This is a genomic window from Streptomyces doebereineriae, from assembly GCF_031845645.1.
Taxonomy (GTDB): domain Bacteria; phylum Actinomycetota; class Actinomycetes; order Streptomycetales; family Streptomycetaceae; genus Streptomyces; species Streptomyces canus.
The window spans coordinates 1,045,970-1,058,569 of record NZ_JAVREZ010000001.1; the positions used below are offsets into that span (position 1 = coordinate 1,045,970).

Genomic DNA, 12,600 nt, shown 5'->3' on the forward strand with positions numbered 1-12,600 from the left:
GGTGACGATCAGCGTCTACATCCCTCTCCTCGTCACCGTGGTCCTGGCGGTGCTCGCCCCTCGGGCGGCTCTGCGAGCGGCACCGCGGCCCGCGGCCTGGTCGCTGGCGTGTGCGGCGCTCGTGACGGCGACCGGCTGGATCGGCTCGCTGGCCCTGCTGGCGTTCACCGGGTTCGCGCAGATTCCCGACGTCGCGGAGGAGGGCCACTGGTCGGTGGCCGCGCTGCGTACGCAGGATCCGGTGTACCTGGCCGTCGCGGCCGTCAGCGCCTTGACCCTGGCGGCAGGGCTCGTATCGCTGAGTGTGGCGACCGTACGGCAGGTCCGTCATCTCCTGTGGGCCCGGCGGGAATGTGGACGGGTGCTGGGAGACACCGAACTGGCGGTGCTCGACGACGACGTCCCGCGGGCGTTCGCGCTGCCCGGTGCGCCCGGACGGATCGTGGTGTCCCGGGGGATGCTGCGCTGCCTCGGCGACCAGGAACGCGAGGCCCTCCTGGCGCACGAACGGGCCCATCTCCGCGACCGCCACCACCTCTTCCAGACCGTGTGGCGGCTCACGGCAGCCGTCAACCCGCTGCTGCGACCGCTGGCCGAGGCGGGTGGGTTCGTACTGGAGCGATGGGCCGACGAGGAGGCCGCGGCTCACATCGGCAGCCGTAAGGTCGTCGCGCGCGCCGTCGGGCGGGCGGCTCTCGCCTCCGCCGACGCGTCACGCACCGTCGCCCTGGCCGCGACCGGCGGGGCGGTGCCCCAGCGGGTACAGGCCCTGCTGGCCCCGCCCCCCGCGCGACGCACCCTGCCCTTCGTGGCGGGCGCCCTCCTGCTCACCCTGTGCTGCACCAGCCTGGCCAACGCCGCATCGGACAGCGAGAGCCTGGTCGACAGCGCGGAGCAGGCCCAGTGTGCGGCCGACGCCGGTGCGTCGGGCGCAGCGCGGGCGGACGTGCCGCAGCGACCGGACGCCTGCTGCGACCACCATGAAGCAGGCGAACACGGAAGGCATCGCAGGTAGCCCTGCGGAACAGCGGCATCACGTGCCGGGGACAAGTCGTGGCCTTCGCTTGCGACTCGATCCCGCTCGGACCGACACCGGCTGAGCCGAGGACCGGTCGGCCGGGCAGGCTGCTTTCCCGGCTGCCGTGACACGCCGTAAGGCCCCCGATATCACTGCTCGCACAGCGCTGACCAGCCCATACGCGTCGGCGTTCAGGTTGCGGTCAGGTCCGGAGGGGCCTTGGGAAACTCACGCACCAGAAGCGCAAAAGCTCTGGCAAAGGGGTCTGGGGCAACGACCGGGTGTCATGCCATCGTGCCTGCCATGTCGACTGATCACCTCACTCACAACCAACCCCCCGCGGGCCACATGCGTCACGCGGCGAGCAAGGTGCCGGAGGTGACCGTCTACTTCTGGATCATCAAAGTGCTGACCACCGGGATGGGTGAGACGGCCTCCGACTTCCTGGCCCACTGGCTCGGCCCGATCCCCGCCGTCGGCCTCGGCGGCATCGCCCTGGTGGCCGCCCTGGCGATGCAGTTCACGGCCCGCCGGTACGTGGCCTGGATCTACTGGACCGCGATCGTCGTGGTCAGCGTGTTCGGCACCATGGCCGCCGACGTGCTGCATGTCGGCCTCGGCGTGCCGTACACGGTCTCGACCCCGTTCTTCACGGCCGCGCTGGCCGCCGTCTTCGTCCTCTGGTACCGCAGCGAACGCACTTTGTCGATCCACAGCATCCACACCCGCCGCCGCGAGACCTTCTACTGGGCAGCCGTCCTGGCCACCTTCGCCCTGGGCACCGCCGCCGGGGATCTCACGGCCACGATCGGCCTGGGCTACCTCGGTTCCGCCGTCGTCTACGCCGCCGCGATTGCCGTCCCGGCCGTCGCCCACCGTTGGGGCAGCCTGAACGCGGTGACGGCCTTCTGGGCCGCGTACGTCATCACACGTCCCCTCGGCGCCTCGATCGCCGACTGGATGGCCGTCGGCCACAGCCGGGGCGGACTGAACCTCGGCCTCGGACCGGTCACCCTGTCCTGGACCGTGGCCATCCTCGGCTTCGTCGGCTACCTGGCTGTCTCCCGGAGGGATGTCCAGAGCGCTTCCGTGTTCTAGCGGCACACTGATTCCGAGGTGTGCTGCGCGGCCTGTCAGAGTTCCAGGCGGTAGCCGTGGCCCCGCAGTGTGGCGATGCGGGGCAGGCGGGCTCCGCCGGACATCGTCCTGGTCAGGCCGGAGTTCGGGGTGCCGAACAGCCACGGCCAGGGCTGTCCGTTAGATGGGCCGGCCGTGCAGGATCTGGCGTGCGGCCTGCTCGGTCAGCACGTCCTCGTCGGTGCCGATGTGGTTCAGGCAGTAACCGCAGACCACCAGGGCCACCGCGAGGACGAGCACTGCGCCGTCCACCCGGACCAGCGACCGGCGACTGCGCACGACCAGCGCGAGCACCCCGCACACAAGGATCCCGGCCCAGCAGACGGAGACGGCCCCGGCGACGGGCGGATGGTCGAGCATCGCCTGGGTCCAGGCCAAGCGGGTGCCGATGGCCCGGAGCCGCCCAGCCGACTGGGCTTGGGCGGCTCCGTGAGCGGTGCGTGCGGCTCAGCCGTTCGGTCCTGCCGGGGTCGTGGTGGTCTTGAAGCCCTCGGTCTTGTTGGCCTGGATGGCGAAGTCATTGGTGAACGTCTTGCTGAGGTCCACCGACGATTTCACGTTGCCGACCAGCTTCTCCGTCGCCAAAGAGGTCTTCGGACCGCCGGCCGGCATGAGGCCGTCGGGGAGGAACTGACCCTTGTCCTCGGTCAAGGCCGAGATGTAGTCGGCCTTGGTCACCAACTGGTTCGACACATACGACGCCGGCAGCTTGTTCGCGATGTCGGCCGCGCTGTGGGTGTTGATCCAGTGCATGGTGGCGACGAGCGCGTCGACGACCTTCTGCACCGTGTCCTTGTGTGAGTTCACCCAGTCGGTGCGGGCGAGCACACTGGCGGCGGGATAGGCGCCGCCCATCGCCGCCGTGGCGCCGTTCGTGGTGGCCAGGTCGATGGCGGAGGCACCGACGCCCTTCTTCTGGATCGCGGCGACCGTCGGCTGCGTCGTCATGACGCAGTCGACCTTGCCGTTCTGCAGCGCCGCGATGGCGGTGGAGCCCGCACCGACCCCGATCCGGTGGTAGTCGCTGGTCTTGACGCCCTTCTTGGCGGCCAGGAACTGGGTGAGGGTGTCGGTGCCCGACCCCAGGTCGGTGACGCCGAGGGTCTTTCCCTTGAAGTCGGCGCCCGAGTGGACGCCCGACTTCTTGGTGCACATCTCGCGCTCGCCCGGTGCGCCGGAGAGCTGGACGACGTCCTCGACCGCCTTGCCCTTCGCCTGGAACTCGATGGTGTGGTTGTACCAGGCGCCCGCCATGTCCACCTGCCCCGAGGCCATGGCTTCCTCGGCGCCGACGCCGCCGTCCTGCTCGGTGCTCAGCTCGACGTTGACGCCGTACTTCTTGTAGTAGCCGAGCTGCTGAGCGAGCTGGTACGGCAGGTAGATCTGCTTGTCGAGGCCGCCGGCCATGAGCTTGACGGTCGGCGTGGAGCCCGAACTGCCGGTCGAGGCCGAGGAGTTGCCGGAACAGGCGCTGACTGCGCCGAGGGCGAGAACGGTGAGGACGGACGCGGCGACGGCGGCGGGTCGTCTGGACATGGCTGATCACATTCCTTTGTTAAGGGTGTTGAGTGAAGGAGGGGGGGAAGGGCGGGGGTGTCAGATGGTGTTGGCGGCCTCGGACGGGGCCGGCGGGCGCCAGGACAGCAGCCGGTGCTCGAGCTTGCCGATCAGCCACTCGGCGCCGAGCACGATGACCGAGATGACGAGCATCGTGGCGAACACGCCGTTGGGGTCGAAGTTGTTCTGCGCGGTCTTGATGACCAGGCCGAGACCGCTCTGCGCGCCCAGCACCTCGCCGACCAGCGCGCCGACGATCGCGAAGCCGAAGGCGCTGTGCAGGCTGGCGATGATCCAGGTGAGCGCGGAGGGCACGGTGACGTGGCGGATGATCTGCAACTGCGAGGCGCCGAGGACCTTGGTGTTGGCGAGGATGTTGCGGTCGACCTCGCGGACGCCCTGGAAGGCGTTGAAGAAGACGATGAAGAACACCAGCACGGCGGCGAGCAGGATCTTCGGCAGCACACCGATGCCGAATGCGACGATGAAGATCGAGCCGAGGACGATACGCGGAATCGCGTTGACCATCTTGATGTAGGGGCCGAGCACGTCGGCGAGGAACCGGCTCTGGCCGAGCGCGACGCCGAAGACCACTCCCGTGACGGCCCCGAGGGCGAAGCCGGCGAGCGCCTCCTGGATCGTGGTCCAGATGTTGGCGTAGAAGGACCCGAACTCGGTGCCCTGCCGGAAGAGGTCGACCAGCCGTTGGGCGATGCCGGACGGCTGCCCGAAGAAGAACTTGTCGACGATCCCCCAGGCGGTGAACGCCTGCCAGCCACCGAGGACGAAGACCGCGAGACCGATGCGCCCCGCCCACACCAGTGCGGTGCGCCGCCGGACGGCGCTCCTGGCGGCGGCCGCGGCCGAGATGGGTGAGCCGTCCTTGACCGGGGCGGTGGAGACGGTGGATGTCGTACTCATGCCGTACCTCCTGCGGTGCGTGCGTAGGCGCGCTCCACCTCCTCGCGCAGCGAGTCCCAGATCTGGTGCTGAAGTTCGATGAAGCGGGGCTGGAAGCGGATCTCCTGGACCGAGCCGCGCGGGCGCGGCAGGTCGATGTCGAAGACCGCCTTGACCGAGCCGGGGCCGGATGTCATGACGACGACCCGGTCGGCGAGCGCCACGGCCTCGTCGAGGTCGTGGGTGATGAAGATGACCGACGGGCGTATCTGCTCCCACAGGCCGAGCAGTTCGGTCGACATGATCGCCTTGGTCTGCACGTCCAGGGCGCCGAACGGCTCGTCCATGATCAGGATCTTGGGTTCGTTGATCAGCGCCGCGGCCATCGCCACGCGCTTGCGCATGCCGCCGGAGAGCTGGTGCGGGTAGCGGTCCTCGAAACCTGTCAGGCCCACCCGGCGCAGCCAGTCGCGTGCCGATGCCTGGGCCTGCTGCTTGGGCACCTTGCGGAAGACCGGGCCCATCAGGACGTTGCCGAGGACCGTCTTCCAGGGCAGCAGCGCGTCGCTCTGGAACATGAAGCTGACGCCGTCGGTGACGCCGTCCACCTCGCGGCCTCCGACTTTGACGGAGCCCTCGCTGGGCCGGTCGAGCCCGGACACCATGCTCAGCGTCGTCGACTTGCCGCAGCCGGTCGGACCCACCACCGCGCAGAACTGGCCCGGCTCCACGGTGAACGAAACGTTCTGCAGTGCCGTGAACACCTCACCCGCGGGAGTCAGAAACCGTTTGGTGAGGCCTGAAATCTCGACTCGTGCGTTGTCCCGGTCGCTCTTCTCGGCGCCGGGGCTCGTCGCAACATCGTTTCGCGTAGCCATCTGAGGCTGTCTCCTTCCTGACCTCGGAGGTCGAGGAAGGCAGACGCTAAAGGCCGCCAGGAGTTACGTCGCTGTTTCAGACGTATCTCGCGTTAGTCGTGTTAACGGGGGTTCTGCGCGTTCTGCTCAGCCGGCCGGGGGGTGGGCAGAGTGGCCTCGGTGGGACACAATCACGCCACCACGGGTACGGCGAAGGGGTCGGGCCCGGCAGCACGACAAGGGCGTAGGCACCTGTGATGCCCATCCGTATCCGGATCGGCCGCGGCGGGAACGGGAGGCTCTCCGCGCGGATCCTGGCCAGCCAACTGGCCATTCTGGCCCTCACCGGAGCCATCGGCTTCGTACTGTTCACGTTCGCCCAGCGGGGCGAGATCGACCGTGCCTACGAGCAGCGGGCCCTGGACATCGCGCAGACCACAGCGGCCGAGCCGCAGATCCAGCAGGCCGTAGAGCACGGCGGTGGCGGCGATGTCGTGCAGACCGTGGCCGAACGGATCCGGAAGGCGTCGGGAGCCTCGTACGTGGTCGTGATCGACCTGCACGGCATCCGCCACTCGCACCCTGACCCGGCGCTGATCGGTGAGCCGGTGGGCGATCCGATCGTCGTGCTGGACGGCCGCCCTCACGTGGGCTCCGACCAGGGCGCGACCGGGCGGTCCGCCAACGGCAAGGCTCCGCTGTACGGACCCACGGGCAAGCTGGTCGGCGAGGTGTCGGCCGGCATCCCGGAACGGGATGTGCTCGGTGAGCTGTGGCGGGAGCTGCCCACCTTCGGCCTGTACGCCGCGATCGCCGTCGCGCTCGGCTCGGCGGCTGCGTTCCTGCTGGCCCGGCGTCTGAAGCGGTCGACCTTCGGGCTGGAGCTGGAAGAGATCGCCGGGCTGCTCCAGGATCGCGAGGCCATGCTCCACGGCATCCGGGAGGGCGTGATCGCCTTCGATCCCGACGGCCGGATCACCGTGGTCAACGACGAGGCCCGCCACCTGCTCGGCTTCGGCACCGCGCTCGGCAGCAGGCTCGAGGAGGTGCTGCCCGACGGGCGGCTGCGCCGCGCCCTGGACGGCACCCTGACCGGCACCGACCTCAACGTGCTGACCGACGACCACTGCCTGGTGGTGAACCGGATGCCGGTGACGCTGCACGGCCGTGAACTCGGCGCGGTGGTCACCGTACGCGACCGCACCGAACTGATCGGGCTGCTGCGCGAACTGGACTCGGTGCGCGGGCTGACCGACGCCTTGCGCGCCCAGCAGCACGAGTTCACCAACCGCATGCACACCGTGGCCGGGCTGCTGGACATCGGCGACCACGATGCCGCCTACGAGTACGCCGTCGAGTCGGCCGGAGCCGACCAGGCGCTGACCGAGTCCGTACGCGAACGGATCGGCAACGCGCTGCTCGTGGGGCTGATCGTCGCCAAGACCACGGTGGCCGCGGAACGCGGGGTACGGATGGTGCTCAGTGAGGACTCCGCGCTCGGTGAAGACCCGCCGCATCTGCGCGGGCTGCTGACCATCGTCGGCAACCTGCTGGACAACGCGATCGACGCGGCGGCCGGCGGACCGCTTTCGGCGGTTGGCCGCGAGGTGGAGCTCTCGCTGGTCGAGGCTGTCGACCTGGTGATGGTGCGGGTCGCGGACAGCGGCCCGGGGATTCCGCCGGGCGCCGCAGAGTCGATCTTCGAGGACGGCTGGTCGACCCGGCCCGACCGTGGCACCGCCCGGCGCGGGCTGGGGTTGGCCCTAGTCCACCGGCTGACACAGCTGCACGGCGGGACGATCACGGTCAGCGACGGGCCGGGCGCGGTCTTCACCGTCATGCTGCCACTGCCGGACGCCACTCCCGTACTGCGAGACGCGCAGTTCACCACGGCCTCGCTGACAAGAGGTGCTCACGGATGATCCGAACCCTGGTCGTGGAAGACGACTTCCGCGTCAGCCACATCCACTGCGACTACGCGTCCCGCGTTGAGGGTTTCGAGGTGGTCGGACGGGCGGCGACCGTGTCCGAGACGCTCGACGCGGTGCGCACCCTCCACCCCGATCTGCTGCTCCTCGATGTCTTCCTGCCGGACGGCAGCGGACTCGACGTGCTGCGGCAGCTCAGCGGGGACAAGGGAGGCGCCCGCCCCGACGCGATCATGATCACCGCCGACAGGGACATCACCTCGGTGCGGACCGCCATGAAGCTCGGCGCGGTGGGCTACGTGGTCAAGCCGTTCGGCTCCGCCGATCTGGCCGAGCGGCTCACCGCCTACCGTGAACTCCAGCACCGTGTGGACGCCCTTGGCCAAGCCCCTCGAACCGATCAGGCCGACGTGGACGCACTCTTCAGCGCCGCCCGGCCACCGGCCGTTCCCCGAGTCCCGGCCAAGGGGCACTCCGCCCCGACCCTCGCCCTCCTGCACCAGGTCCTCCGCACCAACCACGATGCCTTGTCCGCAGCCCAGGCCGCCGAACTCACCGGCGTCTCCCGCGCCACGGCCCAGCGGTACCTCTCGTACCTCGTACGGGAGGGCATGGTCCGGCTCGAACTTCGGTACGGGGCCACCGGCCGTCCTGAACACCGCTACCGGATGAAGTCCCCCTGAAACAAGCAGGGTTGGCCAAATCCGTAAGGTGCCGTCTTGGCGTCCATTGATCACCTCACCGCCATGACCGCGCCCCGAGGCGCAAGCGGCCAACAGCGGTACGTTGGCCCTCGGTCCTGTGGGCGGGTGCTGCTCGCGTCGGCGCTGCAGCAAGCGGTAAGTCATCGGGCTGACCGGTCTGGAGTCCGTGGCGAAGAGGCGGGCCGGGGCCTTTTCCCTTGGTATGGGCCAGCGACCGGGCGTCGCCGCGGCGCTGCTGGGCGATCCGCCTCCCTGATGCTGGACGAACCGGTCAACGGGCTTGACCCGGAAGGCGTGTTGTGGATCCGCAACCTGCTCATCCGGCTCGCCTCGGAGGGCCGTACCGTCTTCGTCTCCTCGCACCTGATGAGCGAGATGGCGCTGGTCGCTGGCTGAGCATGATGCGAGGTTTGCTGAATTCAGCAATCCATGTACTGTCGTTGGCGTGCTGACTCTCGCTGCTGACATCGAGGTGCTGGCGCGGTTCGGCCGCGCCCTCGCCGACCCGATCCGTTGCCGGATCCTCCTTGCCCTGCGCGAGGCCCCGGCCCATCCCGCGGACCTCGCCGACGCCCTGGAGGTCTCCAGAACCCGGTTGTCGAACCATCTGGCGTGCCTGCGCGATTGCGGCCTGGTTGTCGCGGTGCCGGTGGGCCGTCGCACTCGCTATGAGCTCGCCGATGAACGACTCGGGCATGCGCTGGACGACCTGCGCACCGCCGTGGTGGCGGTCGAGGCGGACAAGACTTGTGTGGACGCGGATGAGAAGGGCTGCTGTTGAGATGACTGCCGAGATATCCATCGGCACAGGCCCGTCCACTGCCCGCCAGGATGTACTGGCCCGCCGGATACGTCTGCTGGTCGCGGCGACCATCACCTATAACGTCATCGAAGCGGTCGTCGCGATCACCGCGGGGACGATCGCCTCCTCCACCGCGCTGATCGGCTTCGGCCTGGACTCGGTCATCGAGGTCTCCTCCGCGGCCGCCGTGGCCTGGCAGTTCTCCGCCCGCGAGCACGCGGTGCGTGAGGCGCGGGAGAAGCGCACGCTGCGGATCATCGCGGTGTCGTTCTTCGCGCTCGCTGCGTATGTCGGCATCGACGCCGCCCGCGCGCTGGCCGGCACCGGCGAGGCCGAACGTTCCATCCCCGGCGTCGTCATCGCCGCGCTGTCGCTCGCGGTGATGCCGTTCCTGTCGGCTGCCCAGCGCAAGGCCGGCCGCGAGCTCGGCTCCGCCAGCGCGGTCGCCGATTCCAAACAGACCCTGCTGTGCACGTACCTGTCCGCCGTTCTTCTGGTCGGCCTGGTCCTGAACGCCACGCTCGGCTGGTCCTGGGCCGACCCGATCGCCGCTCTGGTCATCGCCGCCATCGCGGTCAAGGAGGGCCGCGACGCCTGGCAGGGCAAGGGCTGCTGCGCGGCACCGGCCGCCGCCGTGACGGTGTCGTCCCACGGCCCCGAAACCGATGCCTGCGGTTGTCGGCCTGGATGCGACTGCTGCAACTGACCAGCCTGCTCACGTAGGGCAGGCAGCTTGCGTGAACGGGGGCGGAGTGACGGGCAGGCGGGCCAGGCCGAGGCGCTCGTAGGCGCGGGCGTGTCGGCGCGCGTGCATCATCCAGGCCACGCGTCTTTGGGGCGGCTGACGGGCTTGATGGTGAGGATGAGGTGCTGTTTGCCCAGTCCACGAGCTTCCCGGCATAGGCGGAGTCGGCCCAGACGATGGTGACTTCGGGGTGCATGAGGCGGAGGTGGAAGAGGACTTCCTCAGCGGCCTGGCTGTCAATTTTCACTCGGTGGGATGAGGGCAGCACGGCAGTGTCCTGCAGGAGTCAGTGGCGGGGGAGCTCGCCCTGGGCGATCTCCACGCCTCGGTGCACCGAGGCGGCCCCGGCCAGGGCTGAGGCACCGGCCAGGCCGATCAGGACCACGAACGCCAGCAGTACAGGGGCCAGGCGCCGAGCCGGCGCGTGGGCGAGAAGGGCCTTCACTCGGGCAGGGACAGGCCCGGTGACCGCACTTGGAGCAATGGAGGGCAGAACGGCGCGCGGGCGGGTGGTGGCCAGCGCCGCGTGGCCGACGGCGGTCGCTGCCAGTGTCCGGTCGCCGGTCGCGAGCGCTGCGGCCTCGTCCGCGGCGCGCTCGGCTGCGAACGAAACGTGCGGTGCGACGGCTGCGAGCGCGGGGTGGCACCAGCCGGCCAGCTGGGCGGCGGCCAGAAACAGGTGGTGTCGCCCGGCGAGGTGGGCGCGCTCATGAGCGAGGAGGACCTCGCGCTCGTCCGGGGTCAGCGCGCGCAGCATGCCGGTCGTCACCACGACCCGGCTCGGGCTACGGCGGCCGCCGGGGAGGGCATAGGCGTCGGGATGGGTGTCGTCGACGACACAGAGCCCGCCGGCGTCCGGGAGGCCGGCGATGTCGACGTGGGCCGCGCGCAGCCGCCGCACTTCCGACAGCGTTCTGCGTACGGCAGTGATGCACGTGACTGCCAGGGCCCCGCCGGCGAAGACGGAGACAGCCATGACCAGGGTGGTGGGTCCGGCCTCAAGGGGCTGGATGAGATGGGCGAGGTCGGCGACCACCGGAACGGAGAGCGCGACGGGAAGCAGCAGGACGCCCAGGCACGCTACGACGCCCACCGCCAGGGCCACCGAGGCCGAGGTGAGCACCCACAGCGCTGCCTCAGGCCGCACCCGGTCGACCACTCGCCGGGCCAGCGGGGGCAGTGCGAAGGGCAGCACCAGCGGAACGAGTAGCAGGGCGATCATTGCCCACCTCCCTCCAGCAGACGCCGAAGCTCCGCTTCGTCGTCCGGACCGAGCCCCTCGACGAACCGGGCCAGCACGGTGCTCCGGTCGTGGTCCTGGTCGAGCTCTTGGTGCATCCGCCGTGCGGTCAGGCCGTGAGAGTCCGCGACGGGAAAGTAGAGGAAACCGCGGGCGGCCGGGCTGCGACCCACCACGCCCTTCTCGTGAAGGCGGATCAGCAACGTCGCCACCGTTGTCCGGGCCAGCGGCTGCGGAATCGCCGCTCTCACCTGCGCCGCCGACATCGGATTCCCCGCAGACCACAGAGCTGCCAGCACACTGGCTTCCAGCTCGCCCGCCGGCCTGCGCTCGCCGTCGGATTCCGTCATGGAACCTTCCCTTCCCCGAGATCGCCAGCAGCAGCATGAGGCGACTGCCAGGAACGTAGACGCTCACCCCAGCATCCATTATCGAACAGAAGCGAGCCCCGCAGGTCTTCGATGACCTCCCGGTAAGGGCGCACGGGTCAGGGCACTGGGCATGGTGGCCGCCGCGGGCGAGTCATCCGTACCACCCTGTTCGCCGCCGTCTTCTGGAACAGCCCGTACGCGAGGACCGGCAGCAGTAGGTGCGGCTTGTCGGGCAGAGTCGTGGTGATCAGGACCGCGCTCGCGCTGCTGTTGTTCATCCCGCAGGCGAGGGTGAGGGAGGAAGCGGCCGGGGCGTCCAGACGCAGGACGCGCGCCGCGAGGCGGCCCACGGCGAAGGACAGGGCGCAGACGGCTGCTGCGACCACCGGTGCCGCGATCAGCAGCAGCGGGCGGGGGTGGGCCAGAACGGCTCCCAGGGCGCCGCTCGCGTTCGTGTACGTCAGGACCAGCGAGCCCGCCAGCGCCACAGGCGTGACCCAGTGCAACGCATCGCCGAGTCCACGCACCGACAGGGCGGGACGGCAGGCGAGACCCGCCGCGCACGGCAGCACCACTTGTGTGAGCGCGAAACCGCTGTTCACCGTGTGCCCGGCCGTGCCGAGCGCGTCCGTGTAGCCGCCGCTGAGCAGCGGAGCCAGTGCGCCGACCGTCGCGGGGATCGTGAGGGGGCTGACCAGAGTGGAAGCGAGCACGAGGCCGACCATGGTCGGTTGGTCGCCGTCTCTCTTGCCCGTCCAGACCGTTGCCCCGGCCGCAACCGGCATCGCGACGATCAGGATCATCGCTGTGACCAGGCCGCTGCCGCCATCGGTATCGGGGGAGCGGCGCAGCAGGAACGCCACCAGCGGGATGATCAGCAGTGGCGTCCCGAGATGCAGCAACAGCCCCGCCAGCAGGGCACGAGGCCGCCGCAGCAGTTGTCCCAGCGCGCGCACGGGGACCTGGAGTCCGGCCGAGAACAGCACCAGGGAAAGCAGCAACGGGGCTGTGTGCAGGGGCAGTTCAGTGTGGGGCAGGGAATGCGCGTGACGCAGCCACTGGCCTGGGCCCGGGAGGAGCAGCGCCGCGAGACAGGCGAGCGCCACGGTTCGTCCGAGGCGTCGCCGCAGCCAGTGGGTCACCCTGTCGGCGCGGATGGATGAATGGGGGCTGGGCGGGATGATCATGGCGGCGCGCTTCCGTCGTTGGGGCTGGGCCGGGACGGAGCGCCGGTATGACCGGTTGGGCCATGTCGCTGTGCATGGCAGTCATGGTCCACGCGCGGGCCGGCAGCGGCGGGTGGTGCCGCGCAGCAGTCAGGATGCGTTCAGGTTTCCGGTG

Annotated in this window: 13 protein-coding genes and 2 pseudogenes; 7 read left to right on the forward strand and 8 right to left on the reverse strand. The window is 69.8% G+C overall.

Annotated features, from left to right (window positions below; genetic code table 11):
- The first annotated feature begins 1 nt into the window (after nt 1).
- Both RNB18_RS04950 and RNB18_RS04955 read left to right on the forward strand, forming a co-directional pair.
- Entirely contained in the window at nt 2-1,015 is a 1,014-nt protein-coding gene (locus RNB18_RS04950; RefSeq protein ID WP_311712895.1) for a M56 family metallopeptidase, read from the forward strand.
- A gap of 306 nt (nt 1,016-1,321) precedes the next feature.
- Nucleotides 1,322-2,116, forward strand: a complete 795-nt coding sequence (locus RNB18_RS04955) for a COG4705 family protein (RefSeq protein ID WP_311712896.1) — start codon at nt 1,322-1,324, stop codon at nt 2,114-2,116.
- 159 nt (nt 2,117-2,275) lie between these two features.
- Here the strand turns inward: RNB18_RS04955 and RNB18_RS04960 are convergent, their stop codons facing one another.
- From RNB18_RS04960 to RNB18_RS04975, 4 genes are all read right to left on the reverse strand, one after another.
- Nucleotides 2,276-2,533, reverse strand: a complete 258-nt coding sequence (locus tag RNB18_RS04960) for a hypothetical protein (protein WP_311712897.1) — start codon at nt 2,531-2,533, stop codon at nt 2,276-2,278.
- Between the two features lie 69 nt (nt 2,534-2,602).
- On the reverse strand, nt 2,603-3,691 hold the full coding sequence (locus RNB18_RS04965) for an ABC transporter substrate-binding protein (protein ID WP_311712898.1): 1,089 nt from the start codon (nt 3,689-3,691) through the stop codon (nt 2,603-2,605).
- A gap of 60 nt (nt 3,692-3,751) precedes the next feature.
- Nucleotides 3,752-4,633: an ABC transporter permease gene (locus RNB18_RS04970; protein ID WP_311712899.1), complete on the reverse strand. Its 882-nt coding sequence runs from the start codon at nt 4,631-4,633 to the stop codon at nt 3,752-3,754.
- Nucleotides 4,630-5,490, reverse strand: a complete 861-nt coding sequence (locus RNB18_RS04975) for an ABC transporter ATP-binding protein (RefSeq protein WP_311712900.1) — start codon at nt 5,488-5,490, stop codon at nt 4,630-4,632. The genes RNB18_RS04970 and RNB18_RS04975 overlap by 4 nt, the downstream gene beginning before the upstream one ends.
- Before the next feature lie 236 nt (nt 5,491-5,726).
- Here RNB18_RS04975 and RNB18_RS04980 point away from each other — a divergent pair, with 236 nt between their 5' ends.
- The 5 genes and pseudogenes from RNB18_RS04980 (at nt 5,727) to RNB18_RS05000 (ending at nt 9,609) form a co-directional block, all read left to right on the forward strand.
- Nucleotides 5,727-7,391 (forward strand): sensor histidine kinase, encoded by a 1,665-nt coding sequence (locus RNB18_RS04980; RefSeq protein WP_311712901.1) that lies wholly within the window; start codon nt 5,727-5,729, stop codon nt 7,389-7,391.
- Nucleotides 7,388-8,080 carry a response regulator gene (locus tag RNB18_RS04985; RefSeq protein WP_311712902.1) on the forward strand — a complete coding sequence of 231 codons (693 nt, stop codon included), beginning with the start codon at nt 7,388-7,390 and terminating at the stop codon, nt 8,078-8,080. The genes RNB18_RS04980 and RNB18_RS04985 overlap by 4 nt, the downstream gene beginning before the upstream one ends.
- Before the next feature lie 160 nt (nt 8,081-8,240).
- Nucleotides 8,241-8,491 (forward strand): annotated as a pseudogene (locus RNB18_RS04990) (AAA family ATPase); the annotation flags it as partial.
- Nucleotides 8,492-8,546: 55 nt separating this feature from the next.
- Nucleotides 8,547-8,882: an ArsR/SmtB family transcription factor gene (locus RNB18_RS04995; protein ID WP_057613171.1), complete on the forward strand. Its 336-nt coding sequence runs from the start codon at nt 8,547-8,549 to the stop codon at nt 8,880-8,882.
- 1 nt (nt 8,883) lies between these two features.
- Entirely contained in the window at nt 8,884-9,609 is a 726-nt protein-coding gene (locus RNB18_RS05000) for a cation transporter (protein ID WP_311712903.1), read from the forward strand.
- Between the two features lie 69 nt (nt 9,610-9,678).
- On the opposite strand, the pseudogene RNB18_RS05005 reads toward RNB18_RS05000, so the two are convergent.
- The 4 genes and pseudogenes from RNB18_RS05005 to RNB18_RS05020 form a co-directional block, all read right to left on the reverse strand.
- Nucleotides 9,679-9,886 (reverse strand): annotated as a pseudogene (locus tag RNB18_RS05005) (IS5-like element IS4811 family transposase); the annotation flags it as partial.
- A 48-nt stretch (nt 9,887-9,934) separates the two neighbouring features.
- Nucleotides 9,935-10,870 (reverse strand): M56 family metallopeptidase, encoded by a 936-nt coding sequence (locus RNB18_RS05010; RefSeq protein WP_311712904.1) that lies wholly within the window; start codon nt 10,868-10,870, stop codon nt 9,935-9,937.
- On the reverse strand, nt 10,867-11,238 hold the full coding sequence (locus RNB18_RS05015; protein ID WP_311712905.1) for a BlaI/MecI/CopY family transcriptional regulator: 372 nt from the start codon (nt 11,236-11,238) through the stop codon (nt 10,867-10,869). Before RNB18_RS05015 ends, RNB18_RS05010 begins: the two co-directional genes overlap by 4 nt.
- A 137-nt stretch (nt 11,239-11,375) precedes the next feature.
- Nucleotides 11,376-12,446, reverse strand: a complete 1,071-nt coding sequence (locus tag RNB18_RS05020) for a bile acid:sodium symporter family protein (RefSeq protein WP_311712906.1) — start codon at nt 12,444-12,446, stop codon at nt 11,376-11,378.
- Between the last annotated feature and the right edge of the window lie 154 nt (nt 12,447-12,600).